Consider the following 18,852-nt stretch of genomic DNA (forward strand, 5'->3'; position numbering starts at 1 on the left):
CATCTTGGGTGAGACTGTTGAGCTACACCCAATCGGCTTTTCTTCTGCTGCACTGGTAACGGTTACTAACTCTTCGACTCCCCCAATTGCAGCTCAGAAGTTTGCAGCGGTCAAAGTCGAGTAGCAAATATCGCCTCTAAGAAATCTGTGCAAAGCTAGGAGGGGGTGATGGAACTGATCACATCAAATCCAAAGTCCCCAGCGTGTCTCCTCAGGGGCTGGGCGCGCTTAGCTAGTCCGCCGAGAAGCCCCGCCCTCTGTCCGCAGGACGTATGGCCTACGGCCCGCTGAAGCGAACGTGCTAGCGGCGCGGAGCGCTTGGGTCGGGATGGGAGGCGGGAGTTCCTTGGTTTTCAATGTACTGGCACAAAACCGAGACCGTCACCCCACCACATGAAGCGATGAAATAAGATTCATTCCACAGTACATTTTTCCGATATATCTTGCTGATGTAATCCGCAAACTCGCTTCTCATCCTGCGACTAGAGACGGATTTGATGTTGTTTACCAATTTGGACAGATCCACCTGCGGGTAGTACTGGAACAGCAGATGAACATGGTCTGCCTCGCCGTTGAACTCAATAAGTTTGCAACCCCACTTTTGGCAGAGGTCATACATAACTTCATGCAATCGCTGCAACATTTCTCTAGTAAATACCTTGCGTCGGTACTTGGTGGTTAAGACCAAGTGTGCCTTCAAATCAGATACAGCTCTGCCGCTGGAAACAAAATCATGCTTCATGGCTGCTAATCCTTACTGGTGCTATAATCAGTGTAGCGGTTTCTAGGCACGCTTAAGATGAGGACTGCCTATCAGTACCGCCTGCGGCCTACGCCCAGCCAGGTTGCCCTGATGGATCAGTGGCTGGAGCTGTTGCGCAAGCAGTACAACTATCGGCTGGCAGAGCGGTTTAACTGGTGGGAGCAAAACCGCTGTGATATCAAAGCTTGCCCTTTAATCTGTCATTTGCCTGAGCTGAGAGACAGGCCGGATGTCTACTCCCAAAAACGAGACTTGGTGAACACCAAGGCAAGGTTCCCCGAATACCAAGCAGTCCACTCGCAAGTCCTCCAAGATTGCGTAGAGCGAGTGCACAAAGCATTCGACCGCTGGCTGAAAGGCGACCGCAACGGCAAGAGGATAGGGAGGCCGAGATTCAAGGGGGTGGGCCGGTATCGTTCCTTCACCTTCCCCCAGATGAAGCAGGACTGCCTTCAGGGGAAGTTCATTCATCTGCCCAAGATTGGCACAGTTAAGCTGATTCAGCACCGTCCTTTGCCTGACGGTTTTGTCATCAAGACTGCTACCATCACCCGCAAAGCGGACGGGTGGTATGTGACATTAAGCCTGCAAGATACGTCTGTCCCCGAGTTCACTCCTGACCTGCCAACACTGGAGAACACGATAGGGATCGACATGGGGCTGGACTCCTTTTTGACGACCGATACGGGGGAGTCCGTCCCAGTGCCCCAGTATTACCGCCGCGCCCAAAAGCGGCTGGAGAGGCTGCAGCGGTCTTTATCCCGCAAGCAGAAAGGGTCAAACCGCCGTAAGAAAGCCCTGAAGCGGGTGGCCAAGGCTCATCTCAGGGTGGCCAACCAGCGTAAAGACTTCCACTACAAAACAGCCAAGAAGCTGGTAAGCAAGGGAAAGCATATTGCGTATGAGGCGCTCAACATCAAAGGTATTGCGAGAACCCGACTAGCGAAATCTACTTATGATGCCGGGTGGGGGCAATTCCTGCGGATTCTCGCAGTCAAGGCTGAAAGAGCTGGGCTGAGGGTGATCGCAGTGGATCCAAACGGCACAAGCCAAAACTGCTCTCGGTGCGGCCAAAAGGTACCGAAGACCATTCAAGACAGGTGGCACTCTTGCCCACATTGTGGACTGGAACTGCACCGAGACCACAACGCGGCGATAAACATCAAATACAGAGCGGTGGGGCATCCCGTTCTTAAAGCTCAGGAAACGTCCTTCACAGGAGTCACTGAGAAGCCCGCACTCTTTCGCTTTAGCGGCGCGGAGCGCTTTGCGTCAGCATGAGTGCGGGAGTATGTCACTCCGTGCTTTTCGGATCAGTATCGTAGGGCTTGGTACTCGGATCTGAACTAAGCTGCCAATGTTGCTGCCCAATCCAGCAGGCGATTCACTTCTTCCGGGGTTTTGGCTTCTGAGTACAACCTCAGCAGAGGCTCGGTGCCACTGCCGCGAATCATCACCCAACTGCCGTCGGCAAGGGTAAATTTGTGGCCGTCTTTGTCGAAATGCTTGATCACTTTCTGCCCCAAAATCTCAGCCGGGGGATCCATCTGTAGCCGTTTGAATAACTCAGTTTGTTGGTTTTGATCCGCGAGGTGGAGATCGCGGCGCAGGTAAACAGAGGTGAACCCTTCCCGTTCCTGCAAAGCTCGGTAAAGGGCGCTGAGATCTTGGCCGGTTTCCGCGACCGCTTCGATGAGATAGAGGGCCGAAAGCAGAGCATCCCGCTCGGGAATGTGGCCCAGGTAGCCGATGCCGCCCGATTCTTCCCCGCCCAACAGCACCTGGGTGCTCATCATGCGCTCGGCGATGTACTTAAAGCCCACCGGCATTTCCGTAACCGGCAGGCCATAGCGCTCGGCAACTTTAACAAACAGCTCAGAGCCGCTGATGGTTTTGACAATCTCGCCCCGCAAGCCGCGTCGCCCGGCCAGGTGGTCGATCAAGATGGGGATCAGGATCTGCGGGCTGAGGAAATGGCCTTGCCCATCGAGAGCCGCAATGCGGTCGGCATCCCCATCAAAGACCAAGCCCATTTTCAAGGGGGCGGGATCCGCCGCGATGATCTGAGCGGAAGCCTGCAGGTTTTGGGGCAAGGGCTCGGGGGGAAATCCCCCAAACAAGGGATCCCGATGCGCCTGCAACTCAATGACCTTCTCCCCCAAGAGGCGCTTGAGGCCGCCAGCGCCAGAGCCACACATGACATCCACCCAAATCTTGGCCGGGGATCCCTTGAGCTTTTCCAGATCCACAAAGCGGCTGAGCTGAGCCAGGTAGCCGGGCCAGGGATCCCAGGTGTGGATGGGGGCCTTGTGGGATCCCAGAGGCTGGAGGCTTTGCAGCTCCTGCTCGATGGCAGCAGTAACTTCCGGGGGCACGGATCCACCAAATCCTCCCTTGACCTTGAGGCCGGAATAGTGGGGGGGGTTGTGGCTGGCGGTGATCACCAAAGCGCCGTGACAGCCTCGCTCCTTGGCACCCCAGCTAAAGGCCGGCGTTGGGGCCACACAGGTGGAGAAGTAAACTGGGATCCCCAGGCGGGCCACCACCTCAGCAGTGTGGGCGGCAAAGCGTTCCGAAAGAAAGCGGTTGTCGTAGCCGACCAGGATCCCTTCGCCGGGGTAGGTGCGGGCCAAGACTTGGGCGCTGGCCTGGGCTGCAACGGTCAAGTTTTGGAAAGTAAAGCCATCGGCGATCACGGCTCGCCAGCCGTCGGTGCCAAAACGGATCGGGGTATCGGCCATAGTGGTGTTGCGGTGGGTGCTGCCGCTTCAAGTCATAGCACGAGGCGGGAGTTGCGGGGTTCGGTCTGCTCTCAACTTCTTCGCTTCTTCTCTATCTCTATTGAGATGGGATGTGAGATGGGATGAGATGGGATCCCTCTCGCGGGGCCCGCAGAAGCGGCTAGAGTAACCTGGAAAGCGTTCCGCTCCTTTGTGCCATGACTCAGCAACTGACTCTCGACGGACTGGGATTTGGCTCGGGTGGGGGATCCCGTCTGGGTCGGGTGATTGTGACCGATTTGCAGGGGGAGATGCAGCGCTCCTACCTGGAATACGCCATGAGCGTGATCGTGGGGCGGGCCTTGCCGGATGTGCGGGATGGCCTCAAGCCGGTACACCGCCGCATCCTCTACGCCATGCACGAGCTGGGCCTGACGCCGGATCGCCCCTACCGCAAATGCGCACGGGTGGTGGGGGATGTGCTGGGGAAATATCACCCCCACGGGGATCAGGCGGTCTATGACGCGCTGGTGCGCATGGTGCAAGACTTTTCCAGCCGCTATCCCCTGGTGGCGGGGCACGGCAACTTCGGCTCTGTGGATGATGACCCACCGGCGGCCATGCGCTACACGGAGTGTCGGCTGGCGGAGCTGAGCCACACAGCGCTTCTGGAGCAGGTGTCGGAAGAGATCGTCGATTTCATGCCCAATTTCGACGGATCCCAGGCGGAGCCCACCGTCCTGCCGGCCCGCCTGCCCATCTTGCTGCTCAACGGCTCTGCCGGCATTGCTGTGGGCATGGCCACCAATATCCCACCCCACAACCTGGGGGAAGTGGTGGATGGCCTGTTGGCTTTGATCGACCATCCCGACCTCAGCCCTGAGGAGCTGTTGCGGTGGATCCCAGGGCCGGATTTTCCCACCGGCGGCCAAATCCTGGACACCCAAGGGATCCGCGAAGCCTACCTCACCGGGCGCGGCTCCATCACTCTACGGGGGGTGGCCCGCTTCGAGGAGATCCAGCCGGGCAAAGGACGCCACCGGCGGCCTGCTCTAGTCATCAGCGAGTTTCCCTATCAGGTGAACAAAGCGGCCTGGATCGAGAAAGTGGCCGAGTTGGCCAACCAAGACCGCATCAGCGGCATCGCCGATCTGCGGGATGAGTCGGATCGCAGCGGCATTCGCGTGGTGGTGGAGCTGAAGCGAGAAGCCAATCCACAAGCGGTTTTGCAGCAGTTGTACAAGCTCACCCCTTTGCAAAGCAACTTTGGAGCCATCCTGCTGGCTTTGGTGAACGGGGAACCGCGGCAGCTCAGCCTCAAGGAGATCCTGCAACACTTTTTGCAATTTCGCGAGGCCACCCTCAACCGGATGTTCCGTGCCGAGTTGCAGCAGGTGCAGCGCAAGGCGGAAGAGGTGGCAGGAATGTTGCTGGCGTTGGCGGATCTGGAGGGGGTGATCGAGCTGCTGCGGCAAGCGCCCGATGGCACCACGGCCAAAGCCCAATTGCAAACTCGCCTGGGCTGTACCCCCCAGCAGGCAGAGACGATTTTGGCCATGCCTCTGCGTCGCCTGACGGGATTGGAGCGGGAACGGCTGCACCAGGAACACGCCCAGCTGCAGGCCCGCATTGAAGAACTGCAAGGGCTCCTCAGCGACCGCCGCAAGCTCTTGAATTATTTGAAAAAAGAGCTGCGACACCTGAAAAAGACCTTCGGGGATCCCCGGCGCACCCAGATCCTCTCGGCCTCGGAGCTGGAAGCGGAAGTGGCCCAAATCCCCAGCGGCGAAGAGACGGAAGAGACCCACTTCTTGCTGCAATTCACCCGCAAGGGCTATGTGCGCCGCCTGCCTCTGCCTAGCCGTCGCTCCCGCAGCAACCCGGCGCAACGGGAACTGGGGGAAGATGTGCTGGTCGGCCTGGAATGCGTCACGCTGGAGCAGGAAATCTTGGTGCTCACCGCCGGCGGCAAAGCTTTCACCCTGCCCATCGAAGGGATCCCCCTCAGCACTGGCTCTTCACGGGGGGTGCCTCTAGTTACCCTTCTTCCCAACCCTGAGCCGATCGTCGCCACCTTCACGTTGGATCCGGATCCGGGCAAGGCAAGTTTGGTGGTGCTCAGCCGGCAGGGGCGGATCAAGCGGGTGGCCCTGGCAGAGCTAATGGGCCTTACCCAACGGGGATCCACTGTCCTAAAGCTAAAAGAGGGAGATGAGCTGGGCTGGGCAGCCCTTTGGGATCCCGGCCACCAAGGCTACAGCGTCGTCCTGGCTACTTCAGGGGGACGGGTGCTGCGGCTGGATGTCCAACAGATTCCCCTGATGGGTCGAGCGGCTATGGGATCGCCGGCCCTGCGTTTGGGGCGCGCCGAACAGATTGCAGGTATGGCGCTGGTGCCCTCCCAAGGGATCCTGGTTCTGGCCAGCCGGTTGGGCCACCTGAAGCGCTTGCCCCTGAGCGAGATCCCCATCTTGGAGCGGAGTCCGGTGGGCGCGCCGGCCTTTCACTTCTCCGACCGAGGGGATGTGCTGGTGGGCTTGGTGGGTCTCCCCCCCGAGCTGGAGAGGCCTTCCCATCTGCAACTGGATGTGATCACGGAGTCTGAACAGGTGTACTCCTTCTCTCCTGCCGAGATCCCGCTGCAAAGCCGATCCGGGGGCGGATCCCTCCTGGTCAAAGGGGAGCGGGTCAGGGAGTTGCGCCTGTTCTGGCCGCAGTGGCTGCCGGAAGGCGATGTGGGATAGCTCTTGGGGGAGCAGAAGATCCCTAGGACGAAGAGCCTTCCCCAGGCGAGGCCGAATCGGTCGGCGGGGAGCCGGGATCCGTCTCCGGCACTTCGGGATGGCGAACGGGCTTGGGTAGGGTGCCACCTGACCTGATAACCAAACAGCGCACGGTTTGGTGCAGCTCCTCCAGCAAAATGCTGATGGCAGAGCGGAAGTCTCGGTGGTCATCTCGCATTTGCTCCAGCATGGCGCGGATGACTTCCTGACAATCCTTCAGGATGTGCTGCTGCTGGGCAACAATCTGCACCAGTTCGCTTTGTTCCTTGAGCAGCTCCCGCAGACAAGAGCGCAGCTCTTCCACATGGCTCTGCCAAAGGGCCTGTCCTTCCCGCAGCTCCATTACGCTGGTGCGCAAATCGGCGGTCGAGTCTCTCAGGGCTTCGCTGTGGCGGCGCTCGGCTTCCAGTTGCTTTTGCTGCTCCTGCTGCTGTTGGCGCAACTCAGAATTGGCCCGCAAGTTGGCTTCCGCTGCCCTGAGCAATTGAGCCAATCGAACCTCAGTAACAACCCAACGCTCTTCCGGGGAGAGAGATCGACCTCGGCCAACTCGCCTGCAGAAGTACTTCACAGTCGCTGCACCCTATACACAACTCTCTACTTTAAATCAAAGCGCCATAGGACTTCAGCCCAAGCAGAGACCTGTCTATCGGGCTTTGTCCCGGCTGTTTTCTGGGTTTACCCAATGTAGCCATGATAGCGGATGCCGAATCCAGAAGTTCGGAAGGCGAGGCTGCCCCTCTCCAGGGATCCCAGTCGTTCTTCTAGGATGTTGAAGAGTTTGGATCAAGGAAACCATGCCTTCACTTGCAAATCAGGTGGTGCTGATTACCGGTGCCTCTGCTGGAATTGGGGAAGCCGTCGCTCTGGAGGCGGCCAAACGCGGGGCTCGCTTGGTGCTGGCGGCCCGCCGGGAAGGGCTGCTGCGAAACGTCAAAGACTTGGTGGAGAGTCGGGGAGCGGAGGCGCTGGTGGTGCCCACCGACATGGCCGATACGGCCCAGGTGGAGGCGCTGGCCCAAAAGGCTCTGGATCATTTTGGCCGGGTGGATATCCTGGTGAACAACGCCGGCTATGGCCAGATGGGGCCGGTGGAAGAGGTGGATGTGGCGGCCATGCGGCGCCAGTTTGAGGTGAATGTATTTGGCTTGCACGCCCTCACCCGTGCCCTCTTGCCCCAAATGCGGGAACGGGGCAGTGGCCGCATCCTCAACCTCAGCTCGGTGGCCGGCCAGCTGTCCATGCCTTTCAGCGGCGTTTACAGCGCCACCAAGTTTGCTGTCGAAGCCCTCAGCGACGCCCTGCGGGTGGAAGTGGCCCCCTTCGGCATCAAGGTCATCTTGATCGAGCCGGGGCCGGTAGCCACCGAGTTTGGCCGCGTGGCGGAAGAAACCTTTGCTGCCGTTGTCAACCCCAACGGCCCCTACAAGGCGATCTTGGACAAGACCGCCGAGCTGGCCAGCTCGTTCAGCAAAATGGCCTGGCCGGTGGAAAAAGTGGCGGAGCCGATCTTGAGGGCGATGACCGATCCTCACCCTTCCGACCGCTACACCGCTTTCACGGGGGGTAAGGTGGCGTTGGGGCTGATGCGGCTCATGCCCGCTGCTCTGGCTGACTCCATGTGGCGGCGCGTCTATGGGCTGGATGGTCTGGGATCCCCCGGCTCGGCCTAACTGCAGGCTTGTGGCGGGCATCGGATGGGGCAGGGATCCCTACAAGATCTCAAGCCCATTGAGTTCTCCTTGGTGCGGGGGCAGGGTTGTGCCTTCCAGGATGGACAGGTTAAGTTTGTTAAAGGACTTTTAATAACCGAGCGTTCTCTTCCCTATGAACAAGCCTCTATCTCCCCAGCGCTGGCTGATCGCCCTCCTGCTGGGCTTTTGTCTCTGGCAGGGATCCGGCCTGGTGCTGCAGCCTGCACCCGCCCATGCAGCTTTGGCCTCGGCCCTCACCTACGATCGCTTTTTGCGCTACGTCGAGGAGGGGCGGGTTACGGATGTGCGCCTCACGGACAACAATCTGGTAGCTGAAGTTACGGCTGTGGATCCCCAGACCCAGCATTCCACCCGCTACCGAGTGAACCTGCTGCCCAACACCGTACCGCAACTGGTGGACCGCCTCACTGAGCAGGGGATCGAAGTGGCAGTGGTACCCACCCGCAATGGCAGCGCCTTTTGGGCGCTTCTGGGCAACCTGGTGATCCCGCTATTGCTGTTGGGAGGGTTGTTCTTTTTCCTGCGGCGTGCCGGTGCTGGAGCGGGCGGCCCTGGGCAGGCAATGAACTTCGGCAAATCGCGGGCCCGCTTTCAGATGGAAGCCAAAACCGGTGTTAAGTTCGACGATGTGGCCGGGATTGAAGAAGCCAAAGAAGAATTGCAAGAGGTGGTCACCTTCTTGAAGAAGCCGGAGCGCTTCACCGCTGTTGGGGCCAAGATCCCCAAGGGTGTGTTGTTGGTGGGGCCGCCGGGGACGGGCAAAACCCTTCTGGCCAAGGCCATTGCCGGCGAGGCAGGAGTGCCTTTCTTTAGCCTGTCCGGCTCTGAGTTTGTGGAAATGTTTGTCGGGGTGGGCGCCTCTCGCGTGCGGGATCTCTTCAAGAAGGCCAAGGAGAATGCGCCTTGCATCGTCTTCATCGACGAGATCGACGCGGTGGGCCGGCAGCGGGGGGCCGGCATCGGCGGTGGCAACGACGAACGCGAGCAAACCCTGAACCAGTTGCTCACCGAGATGGACGGCTTTGAGGGCAACACCGGCATTATCGTGATTGCCGCCACCAACCGCCCTGATGTGTTGGATGCGGCTCTCTTGCGTCCGGGCCGCTTCGACCGCCAGATTACGGTGGATCGGCCCAGTTTCAAGGGGCGCTACGAGATCTTGCGGGTGCATGCCCGCAACAAGAAGCTGGCGGAAGAGGTCAGCCTGGAGGCGATTGCCCGCCGTACCCCCGGCTTTGCCGGCGCGGATCTGGCCAACCTGCTCAATGAAGCGGCCATTTTGGCGGCCCGCCGTCAGCGCATGGCCATCACCAACCAAGACATTGAGGACGCCATTGACCGCATCACCATTGGCCTGACCAAGCCGCCGCTTCTGGACGGCAAGAGCAAGCGCCTGATCGCCTACCACGAGTGTGGCCATGCCCTGTTGATGACACTTTTGCCCCACGCGGATCCCTTGAACAAGGTGACCATCATCCCCCGTTCCGGCGGCGCAGGTGGCTTTGCCCAGCAACTGCCCAACGAGGAGCAGATCGACTCCGGCATGTACAGCCGCGCTTGGCTGCTGGATCGGGTGGTGGTGGGCTTTGGCGGTCGGGCGGCTGAAGAGATCGTCTTCGGCTACTCGGAAGTGACCACCGGAGCCAGCAACGACCTACAGCAGAACACGAATCTGGTGCGGCAGATGGTGACCCGCTTTGGCATGTCTGAGCTGGGGCCCTTGATGCTGGATCCCCCCAACAACGAGGTATTCTTGGGCGGCGGCTGGATGAACCGCGTCGAGTACTCGGAGGATGTGGCCGCCAAGATCGACCGCCAGGTGCGGCAGATCCTGGAGAGCTGTTACCAGAAAGCCAAGCAGATTTTGCTGGAGCACCGCCCTCTGCTGGATCGATTGGCCGATACCTTGGTGGAACGGGAAACCCTGGATGGCGACGAATTCCGGGCGATTGTCTCAGAGTATGTGCCCATCCCGGAGAAGGTCGGCCTACCCAGTCCATTCCCGGAAGCGGGACGGAGTCCAAAGCTGGTCTAAGGGATCCCATCTCCATTGCCAGATAGACAACTGGGGGGGTTGTTGGGGCTGGATCCCGGCAGCTGCCCCCTTTTCCTCGCGAGTTTTGGGTTGCGTTGGGCTGTCGCATGCTCTCTTCGCTCTCTGCTTTGCCGGTTCACCTTTATCGCTGCCTGAGCTGCGGTCGGGAAGGGCTGACCCAAGCACCAGGGCGGGAACAGGGATCCGTGGCAGATCGGGTTTATTGTCCCAGTTGTGGCCAAATTTACCCCATCACCGCTTCTGGGGCTGTGGATTTTATCGGCAGCTCATCGGACCTGCATCTCACGCCGGCCCAAGCCATTGCCCATCTGCCTGGGTTTGCCTGGGGCTACGATCGCCTCTGGCGGCCCTGGGCCCTGTCGCTGCTGACGGGGGAGAGCTTTGGGAGCGAGCGGGAGAGTCAACTGCTGGCCGAGTTGGTGGGGGAGGAAGATCCCATCTTGGATTTGGGCACTGCCGGGGGGTACTGGAGCCGCTTGCTCCTGGCCAAGGATCCACAACGGACGGTGATCGGCCTGGACAATGCAGCAGGGGTATTGGCGGAAGCCGCTCAACAAGCGCAGCCCCACTGGCAGCACTACAGCCTGATGCGGGCTCGGGCTGAACAGCTTCCCCTCGCCTCTGGAACTTTTGGGGCGGTGATCAGCGGGGCCACCTTGAACGAATTGCCTTTGGATCCCTGTTTGCGGGAAATTGCCCGCGTCTTGAAACCGGGAGGGGCCTTTGTCTCGATGCACAGCCAGCAGGTACAGGGATGGGGGCAGATGGTGCAGCAATGGCTGGAAGCCACCGGCCTTCATTTTTTCTCGGAAACCCAGTTGCGCGAGCACCTTCAACAGGTGGGGCTGCAGTTGGAGCGTTATCTCAGCTTGGGTTGGGTGGCCTTTGTGCGGGCAGTGCGCCTCTGATCTGGGCTGGGTTGAGGTGGCCATTCATTGAGTCCACAGCGGAGCCATCACCCAAATCCAAGTCGCGTCGATCTCCAGCCCTCCTCTTCCACCGGGAGAGGGCCTGGGAGTGAGGGCGAGAGCGCAGGCTAGGGGATCCACTCCAGCCCAACGCCAAAGCTAAACTCCCGATCCAGGGTCGAGTTGCGCAGGCTATAGCGAGCAGAAAGACGAAAGGAAGGGCTAATGGCGTAGGCAGCAGTGAGCTCCGCCAGGGTGGCCTGTCCTTCTTCCGGCTCCTGGGGGGCAACCCAACTGTAGCTGCCGGTCAAATCTACACCTCCCGGAGCCAAGGCCAAAACGGCAAAAGCCCCATAGCTAACTCCACTGAGGCTGCGGTTCTTTTGTTCCAAAGCCCGATACCCCAGTTGTGGCGCCAGATTAAAACGGGATCCCATGGGGGCCAGAAAGTAACGCATTTCCGACCCGTACTGGCGCACTTCGGGATGTTCGGAAGATTGGCGATAGTCACCGCTGAGGGTGAGGCGATCTCCCAGACGCAAGTCTTGTAGGCTGATTCGCCAGTGAGAAGAGGACTCGAAACCGGCCTGCAAGCGCGTGGGCAAGACAGGGGTGTTGCGGATTTCTTCCAGGAGATGGGGCGGGTTTTGCAGCCAGCGGCGCAACACGGGGCTGCCTTCCAAAAGTTGGCTATCCAAGCCCAAATCCAAAGCGGCTGAGAGCGTGGCTGGCGCCGGATCCTGAATGCTGGCTTGCGTGGAATTGGCCCAAACTGGCCACCCAGGCACCAGTCCAGCCCAGAGGAGCAGCATACCCAGGGGAAGCCCTTTGCCAGACTGTCTCACCGCCTGCAACCCCATGCATCGCGTCCCTACTGTAGCCGCTTTCCGAGGGATTCTCCACGCAGACGGGCAAGGCTGGAGGTGCTGATACATTTACGCTGAACACTGCTGAACATCACTGTTCAACTATGCAGCGATAGCATTCTGTTTGTTTCCAAACAGAATGGCGGTATCCCGCAAAGCTTTGAGTAGAATACCCAAAGCGCAGTTTCCGTGTCGTCTTACTACCAATTTTCTGCTTTGCTTTGGCTACCATGTTGGCAGACTCGAAAGTAAACAGAAAGATCAACTGGTAGTAATCCGTACTGAACATATTATACATTATTTTCAGTATAGTTGAGCTTATTATTGACTAGAGTCATGCTCCACAGCGCGGCAACAACACCTCAAAGACGGCCCAGCGACAACAGAAAGCCTAGCTGCTCCGGCTGTTGGCAACCACCCGCAAGCGCTCGACCAATTTTTGCAGTTGCCGTTCAAATTGCAGACTTTGCCGCTGTAGCTGACTGACCTTTTCACAGCTATAGAGGACGGTGGTGTGATCTTTTCCCCCAAAGTAGTCGCCAATTTTGGGCAGGCTGAGGTTGGTGTAGTGGCGCATCAAGAACATGGCAATTTGCCGTGCTTGGCTGATGTCGCGCTTGCGGGAGGATCCCAGTAAACTGTCTCGGTCGATGCCGAATTCTTCACAGACCACATCGGTAATCATGTCGGCGGTGATCTCTTTCGGCTCGCTGGGGGGATTGAGGATGGGCTGAATCGTCTCCACACTCATCGGCAGGCCAGAAATGGAGACGTAGGCAACGGCACGGATGAGGGCGCCCTCCAGCTCGCGAATGTTGCTGGTGTAGGTGGTAGCAATGTATTCGATCACCTCAGGCGGTAGGATCATCCCCTCGTACTCGGCTTTTTTCTTGAGAATGGCCATGCGGGTCTCGATGTCCGGTGGCTGAATTTCCGCAATCAAGCCCATCGAAAACCGAGAACAGAGCCGCTCCTGCAGCCGAGGGATGAGGTGAGGGGAGCGGTCGGCAGCTAGCACGATCTGTTTGCCCGACTCGTGCAACGTATTAAAGGTGTGGAAAAACTCCTCTTGGGTGTACTCTTTGCCTTCGATAAATTGAATGTCGTCCACCAATAAAATATCCACATCTCGATAGTGCTCCCGGAAAGACTGCATGCTGTCTCGCCGGATGGCATCGATTAAATCGTTGGTAAACCGTTCGGTGGACACGTAAAAGACCTTGGCCCGCGGATTCGCCTCCAGTTGGTAGTGGCCGATGGCCTGCATCAGGTGGGTTTTGCCCAGCCCTACCCCGCCGCAGAGAAACAAGGGATTGTAGGCCCGCCCAGGCTTGTCGGCCACGGCCAGAGCCGCTGCATGGGCCATGCGGTTGTTGGGGCCGACCACAAACCGCGAGAAGGAATACTTGGGGTTGAGATCCAGGGCTCGCATGGGCAGGCTGCCGCTCACCTCCAGCCCCAAGGGGGCGGAAGCAGGAAAACTGCCGGCCTTGCGGGAGGTTGAGGCCACAGCCGTTGAAGGAGCTTCTTCCTCGACCAAAGCCTGGGGAGCGACGGAAAACTCCACTTGCAAAGGGATTCCGGCCACCCGCTGCACCACCTCGGTGATGGTGGAGGCGTAGTGCTTTTGCAGCCAGCCCCGCGCCCATTCGCTAGGAGTGGAGATGGTGAGGCGGTTGTCCACCAAGGATTCAGCTCGCGCCGTCTTGATCCAAGCCTCAAAAGTTGGACGGCTGAGCTGCACCTGTAGATGCCCCAAAGCTTCGTCCCAGAGTCGATCTAGGGAGATGTCCACACCACACACCCAAAGCGACACAGCCAAAGCCCAGCAAAGACAGGGGCGCCAACCCGGTGCCTCTGCTCTCTCGACTGGGATTGTAGGATCCCCAATTTAGCTGCTCGGCGTGAGGCGGCCAATCTAGCGATTTTCCGTCGAGTCTGCTACGATAAAGCTTTGCTAATTGTCTGCCGGTGAACTGGGCTTCTCCCTCGCCAGTCGCAGCAGGCCTTGTTGACAGGATGAGTTGGTCTCCACCATGACTCAGCGTACCCTTCGTGGCACCAATCGCAGACGCATTCGCGTCTCTGGGTTTCGGGCCAGGATGCGCACGGCAAGCGGGCGGCAGGTCTTGCGGCAGCGGCGGGCCAAGGGGCGTTATCGCCTGGCGGTTTCTTAAGGGTTAGCAGAGCCGATCCCATCTCAAACTCTTGGGGTGTCGGCGTCCAAGACGGGTTGACTCCTGCCTGGGATTCCCTTTCAGTGCCCAATGCTGCCTGCTCCTTATCGCTTGCGAGATCGGCGAGCTTTCCAGGCGCTTTACCAGGCGGGGCAGCGCCGTTCCGGTGCAGGCTTGATCCTTTTGTTTCAGCCGATGCCGGCGGGGTGCGAAGGGATCCCCAGCCAGGTGGGGCTGGTGATCGGGAAAAAGGTGAGCAAATCTGCTGTCAAGCGGAATCGGCTGCGACGCCGGTTGCGAGAAATCTTGCGGCCCCTGTGCCCAAACCTGAAACCCGGATACCGGCTACTGCTCATCTCCAAGCCCAACCTGCTCACCTATAAGTGGCCAGAGCTACAGGCAGAGGTGCATCGTCTTTTGCAAAAGGCCGATCTGCTCGTCAGCCCGAGCCCAGATCCTGAGCCTTCTTAGAAGCTGGGCAGGCTGCGCTACCCGTGCTAGCCTGGTGCCATCATCTGCTGCTGGCTGCGCTAGATATGGGGCGGGATGTACATCAAGCGGATCGAGCTGACCCGATTTAAGTCCTTTGGCAGCACGACCTCGCTGCCCCTGTTGCCGGGTTTTACGGTCATCTCCGGCCCCAACGGCTCCGGCAAGTCCAACATCCTGGATGGGATCCTGTTCGCGCTGGGGCTATCGTCCTCGCGGGGGATGCGGGCAGAGAGGCTTTCGGATCTGGTGCATTCTGGCAGCCTCAGCAGCAACCGGCGGGTAGAGACCCACGTCGCCGTCACCTTCGATCTGGGGCCGGGAGAAGACGGCCAGCCGAGAGAATGGAAAGTCAGCCGTCGGCTGCGGGTCAGCCCCGGCAAGGGAGAGGATCCCGATTCCCTGCCCTACACCAGCACTTTCTACATCAACGATGTGCCCTGTACCCTGAGCAAGCTGCACGAACAACTGGAGGCGATGCACATCTACCCCAACGGCTACAACGTTGTTTTACAGGGGGATGTCACCAGCATCATTTCCATGCACCCCAAGGAACGGCGGCAGATCATCGACGAATTGGCGGGGGTGGCCACCTTCGACCGCAAGATCGCCCAGGCCAACAGCAAGCTGGAGGCGGTACGGGAACAAATTGAGCGCTTTCGGCTCATCGAACAGGAATGGCAAGCCCAGGGAGAACGGCTGCTCAAAGAGAGCGAAAAGGCTCAACACCATCAGCAACTGCGGCTGCAGTTGCAAACGCTGGAGCAGCAGCAACAGGTGTTGCTTTGGCGGCATTTGCAGGCCCAAGTGGAAGAAACCCAGGCGGCCATTCAGCGGTTTCTGGAAACTCAGGAGCAGGCCACTGCTCAGGTGCAGACCTTGAACGATCATTTGCAACAGGCCGAAGCCGCCCTGGCCGAGTTGCAAAGCCGCATCCATGCTCTTGGAGAGGAGGAATACCTGCACCTGCAAGCCCAAATCGCCGCCGCCGAAGCACAGCGGCAACAGGTCAGCCGACAGATCGCAGCCTGGCAGGAGGAGATCGAGCAAGCGCAGCGCCTACATCAGGAGTGCCAAGCCCAACAGCAGCATCTGCAGGCGGAGCTGGAACACCTGCACAGCCAACAAGAGCAACTGGCCCAAGCCCAGGGATCCCTGCAGGCCCAGGTTCGGAAAGCCCAAACCAGCCTGGAACAGAGCCGCGAACAACTGCGCGCCCTAGCCCAATCCGCCGATGCCTGGGTGAAACAGCAGCGCTACCTCACCCGCCACATTGAGGAACTCCGCGCCGAACAGGAGCCTCTCCAACAGGAGCAAATTCGCCTGCAAGAGCGACAACGGCAACTGGAACGGCAAAGCCAAGAGATCCAGGCGGAGATTGCCCAGATCGAGGCGTGGCTGGGATCCCACCTGGCCCTCACCGCCGAGCTGGAACACACTTGCCGACAGTCGGAAGCTCAGGTTCAAACTTTGGCCCAAGAGCTGGCCCAACTGCAGGCCAGCCTGGAGTTGGATCGCGCCACCCACGAACGCCTGGCCGCCGAGCTGCACGCCAAGCAGCGGCAACTGGACAAATGGGAAACCCGCCGCCAAGTGTTGCAAGAATCCCAGGGATCCCGAGCGACCCAAGCCATCCTGAGTGCCCGTCTGCCGGGGGTTTTGGGGTTGGTGGCCCAGTTGGGGCAGGTGGATCCCCAGTATCAACTGGCGCTGGAGATTGCGGCAGGCAACCGACTGCACTTTGTGGTGGTGGAAGATGAAAGCGTCGCCGTCAGCGCGATCAACCTCTTAAAGCGGGAAAAACTGGGGCGCGCCACCTTTTTGCCCCTCAACAAATTGCAGCCCGCCCGCCCGCCCGCCCCCCTCAACTTAAACGGTCTGATCGACTACGCCATCCGCCTGGTGCACTTTGAAGAGCGCTACCGAGATGTTTTTGGCTTTGTGTTCGGCTCCACCCTGGTTTTCCAGAGCCTGGAGCTGGCCCGGCCCTACATCGGCCAGCACCGCATGGTCACCCTGGAAGGGGAGCTGCTGGAAACCTCGGGAGCCATCACTGGCGGCACCGGCCCCCAACGAGCTGGGATCCATTTTTCTGCGGGCGAACACTCGGAAGGGGAAGCCCTGCGCGCCCGCCTGGCCGATCTGGAAGCGCTGCTGGCCGCCCTCGCCCCTCGCCTCCAAGCCGCCCAAGCCCGCGAAAAACAACTGGCCCAGGCCCTGCTCCTGGCCCGCCAGGACGCCCTGCAAGCCCAGCAATACCTGGAGCGGCACCAGGCCGACTGCCAAAACCAGCAGGCCCGCCTGCAACACCTGCAGGGATCCCTGGCGCAATGGCAAAGCGAAAGCCAGCAGATCCAAGAGCGGCTGCACCAGATTCAACTCCGCTGGGATCCCTTGCAACAGCGCCTGGCCGATCTCGCCCGCAAGCTCAGCCAACTGGAGGGATCCCCGGTCAACCAGCACTGGCAGCAACTGCAGCAGGCGGTACAGCAGCAGGAGAGCCACCTGGCGGAGCTGCAACACCACCTGGCCCACCTGGAGCGACAGCAGCAGGAGAACCTCAGCCAGCAACACCTGAAGCAGGCCCAGATCCAGCACCACCAGGAGCGCCTGCAAGAGGGCGAACGGCGTCAGGCCCAACTTCAAGAGCAAATCGCCCAGGCCCAGGCCACTCTCGCCCACATCCAGCAGCACATTGCCGAGCAACGGCAACAGATGGGCCAGATCGAAGCCCGCCTCGCCCACCTGCGCCAAGAGCGGGAGCGGCAAGAATTTCAACTGCGCGCCCAACAGCAGCAGCTCCAACGCCTGGAATGGGAACGCTACCACGCCCTCACCCAACAGCAGGAAAAAGAGGCCATCCTTGCCCAACTGCAAGCCCAACTGCAAGCCGCGGCCCAAGAGCTGCCGGATCCCCTTCCCCCCCTGCCCCCCCACCTGACCCTGGACGAGCTGCAACGGCAAAAACGCAAAATCGAAGAGCAATTGCGATCCCTGGAGCCGGTGAACATGTTGGCCATCGCCGAATACGAACAGATCCAGGCCCGCCTAGGGGATCTCAGCGCCAAACTGGAAACCCTGCACCAAGAGCGCACCGAATTGTTGCTGCGCATCGAGAACTTTTCCACCCTGCGCCGCCAAGCGTTTTTGGATGCCTTCCATGCCATCAACGGCCATTTCCAGACCATCTTTGCCCAGCTTTCCGAGGGAGAGGGCTATTTAGAATTGGAGAACCCAGAGGATCCGTTGGCCGGGGGTTTGACCCTGGTGGCCCGCCCCAAAGGCAAGCCAGTGCGTCGTCTCAGCGCCATGTCGGGCGGAGAAAAATCCTTGACGGCCCTCAGCTTTATTTTTGCGTTGCAGCGCTATCGCCCCTCTAGCTTTTATGCCTTTGACGAGGTGGACATGTTTTTGGATGGGGCCAATGTAGAAAAATTGGCCGACATGATCTGGCAGCAATCCCGCCAGGCGCAATTCTTGGTGGTCAGCCTGCGCCGTCCCATGCTTGAAAAAGCGGAGCGCACCATTGGAGTGACCCAAGCTCGCGGCGCCTACACTCAAGTGATCGGCCTAGTCAACCCCACCGCTCACGTCGGCTAAAGCACCCAGCAGGCGGCAATCGCGGCGGGATCCCATCTCGCTTGCTATCTAGAGAAGAGCGTAGATTCCAAAAACTCCGCAGGGCAAACCATTTCAGCAGATGTTGATGAAAATGCAAGCTCTTCTATCCCAAAGCTGCCGATCGATATTGAGCTTGAGGAAAATCCCATCAGCATTGTCGATAGCAACAACGCTGCTGCTTTTGGTCGGCAATGCCTCTGCGCAATCCCTGGACAATGGCGGATCCAAGGCAGAAACTCCTGCAGCTTCCCTTCAAGTTTTGCCAGTGTTGCCTGCTGCCACAGCGAGAACTTGGGTTGTGCAAACCTCGCCATCCTCAGCCACCCTAAACCCAAGCAGCGCTGACGACCGTGCGGCCATAGAGCAGGCTGTGCTCACCGACCCCGTTCTCAACGAGTATCTTCGCCAAGCGGCAGCCCGATCGTTCGGTGTGCCGGTTCATCCTCTGGAAACTGGAGCAATCGCCATTGTCGAAAACTATGCCCTAGCCGAAGCCTCTGCCGAAGTTGGCGACCTTCCGGCGATCGATGGCTATTATTTGCTTAAAAAACAAAGTAGTCGGTGGATAGTGGCAGCTCAGGCGGGTTGGGGGCCGAGGCCAAGCATTAATCAAAGTTGGCTTTCGACAGTGCTAGAGGTGCCCAAAGATGTTGTCAGTCGGCTAATTGATACACTTCGCAATGCCGGCAAGGAGGTTGAGATCGACGACACCTTGTACACAGATGTCCCCCTGCCCTGCATTACTTAGATAGAG

14 protein-coding genes are annotated in these 18,852 nt (G+C 59.4%); 9 read left to right on the forward strand and 5 right to left on the reverse strand.

The window, feature by feature from the left end; genetic code table 11:
- Positions 1-301: 301 nt before the first annotated feature.
- The gene (gene tnpA, locus ACVWXF_RS04265) at positions 302-742 is read right to left on the reverse strand and encodes an IS200/IS605 family transposase (RefSeq protein WP_457473724.1); all 441 of its coding nucleotides are present in this window, start codon (positions 740-742) and stop codon (positions 302-304) included.
- A 57-nt stretch (positions 743-799) separates the two neighbouring features.
- Here tnpA and ACVWXF_RS04270 point away from each other — a divergent pair, with 57 nt between their 5' ends.
- Entirely contained in the window at positions 800-2,044 is a 1,245-nt protein-coding gene (locus tag ACVWXF_RS04270) for an RNA-guided endonuclease InsQ/TnpB family protein (RefSeq protein WP_457473725.1), read from the forward strand.
- Between the two features lie 65 nt (positions 2,045-2,109).
- Here ACVWXF_RS04270 and ACVWXF_RS04275 read toward each other — a convergent pair whose 3' ends face one another.
- Positions 2,110-3,504: a phosphoglucomutase/phosphomannomutase family protein gene (locus tag ACVWXF_RS04275; protein ID WP_457473726.1), complete on the reverse strand. Its 1,395-nt coding sequence runs from the start codon at positions 3,502-3,504 to the stop codon at positions 2,110-2,112.
- Positions 3,505-3,701: 197 nt separating this feature from the next.
- Here ACVWXF_RS04275 and ACVWXF_RS04280 point away from each other — a divergent pair, with 197 nt between their 5' ends.
- Positions 3,702-6,227, forward strand: a complete 2,526-nt coding sequence (locus ACVWXF_RS04280; RefSeq protein ID WP_457473727.1) for a DNA gyrase/topoisomerase IV subunit A — start codon at positions 3,702-3,704, stop codon at positions 6,225-6,227.
- 22 nt (positions 6,228-6,249) lie between these two features.
- Here ACVWXF_RS04280 and ACVWXF_RS04285 read toward each other — a convergent pair whose 3' ends face one another.
- Positions 6,250-6,837, reverse strand: a complete 588-nt coding sequence (locus tag ACVWXF_RS04285; RefSeq protein WP_011431680.1) for a hypothetical protein — start codon at positions 6,835-6,837, stop codon at positions 6,250-6,252.
- A 226-nt stretch (positions 6,838-7,063) separates the two neighbouring features.
- On the opposite strand from ACVWXF_RS04285, the gene ACVWXF_RS04290 reads away from it, so the two are divergent.
- The 3 genes from ACVWXF_RS04290 (at position 7,064) to ACVWXF_RS04300 (ending at position 10,945) form a co-directional block, all read left to right on the forward strand.
- Entirely contained in the window at positions 7,064-7,939 is an 876-nt protein-coding gene (locus ACVWXF_RS04290; protein WP_457384989.1) for an SDR family NAD(P)-dependent oxidoreductase, read from the forward strand.
- Positions 7,940-8,093: 154 nt separating this feature from the next.
- The gene (gene ftsH, locus ACVWXF_RS04295) at positions 8,094-10,016 is read left to right on the forward strand and encodes an ATP-dependent zinc metalloprotease FtsH (protein ID WP_457395727.1); all 1,923 of its coding nucleotides are present in this window, start codon (positions 8,094-8,096) and stop codon (positions 10,014-10,016) included.
- Positions 10,017-10,123: 107 nt separating this feature from the next.
- Positions 10,124-10,945, forward strand: coding sequence for a class I SAM-dependent methyltransferase (locus ACVWXF_RS04300; RefSeq protein WP_457473728.1), 822 nt, complete (start codon positions 10,124-10,126; stop codon positions 10,943-10,945).
- Between the two features lie 128 nt (positions 10,946-11,073).
- Here ACVWXF_RS04300 and ACVWXF_RS04305 read toward each other — a convergent pair whose 3' ends face one another.
- Together ACVWXF_RS04305 and dnaA are read right to left on the reverse strand one after the other, a co-directional pair.
- Positions 11,074-11,757 carry a hypothetical protein gene (locus ACVWXF_RS04305; protein ID WP_148202667.1) on the reverse strand — a complete coding sequence of 228 codons (684 nt, stop codon included), beginning with the start codon at positions 11,755-11,757 and terminating at the stop codon, positions 11,074-11,076.
- Positions 11,758-12,202: 445 nt separating this feature from the next.
- Positions 12,203-13,606 carry a chromosomal replication initiator protein DnaA gene (gene dnaA, locus ACVWXF_RS04310; protein WP_457473729.1) on the reverse strand — a complete coding sequence of 468 codons (1,404 nt, stop codon included), beginning with the start codon at positions 13,604-13,606 and terminating at the stop codon, positions 12,203-12,205.
- A gap of 241 nt (positions 13,607-13,847) precedes the next feature.
- Here dnaA and rpmH point away from each other — a divergent pair, with 241 nt between their 5' ends.
- The 4 genes from rpmH to ACVWXF_RS04330 all read left to right on the forward strand — a co-directional run bounded on the left by rpmH (position 13,848) and on the right by ACVWXF_RS04330 (position 18,846).
- Positions 13,848-13,988, forward strand: coding sequence for a 50S ribosomal protein L34 (gene rpmH, locus ACVWXF_RS04315; protein WP_457473730.1), 141 nt, complete (start codon positions 13,848-13,850; stop codon positions 13,986-13,988).
- Positions 13,989-14,078: 90 nt separating this feature from the next.
- On the forward strand, positions 14,079-14,459 hold the full coding sequence (gene rnpA, locus ACVWXF_RS04320) for a ribonuclease P protein component (RefSeq protein ID WP_011431672.1): 381 nt from the start codon (positions 14,079-14,081) through the stop codon (positions 14,457-14,459).
- Positions 14,460-14,534: 75 nt separating this feature from the next.
- A complete protein-coding gene (gene smc, locus ACVWXF_RS04325; protein WP_457473731.1) occupies positions 14,535-18,077 on the forward strand; it encodes a chromosome segregation protein SMC in 3,543 nt (1,180 codons plus the stop codon).
- 106 nt (positions 18,078-18,183) lie between these two features.
- Positions 18,184-18,846 carry a hypothetical protein gene (locus ACVWXF_RS04330; protein WP_457473732.1) on the forward strand — a complete coding sequence of 221 codons (663 nt, stop codon included), beginning with the start codon at positions 18,184-18,186 and terminating at the stop codon, positions 18,844-18,846.
- The last annotated feature ends 6 nt before the right edge of the window (positions 18,847-18,852 follow it).

Source organism: Thermostichus sp. MS-CIW-40 (assembly GCF_054058315.1).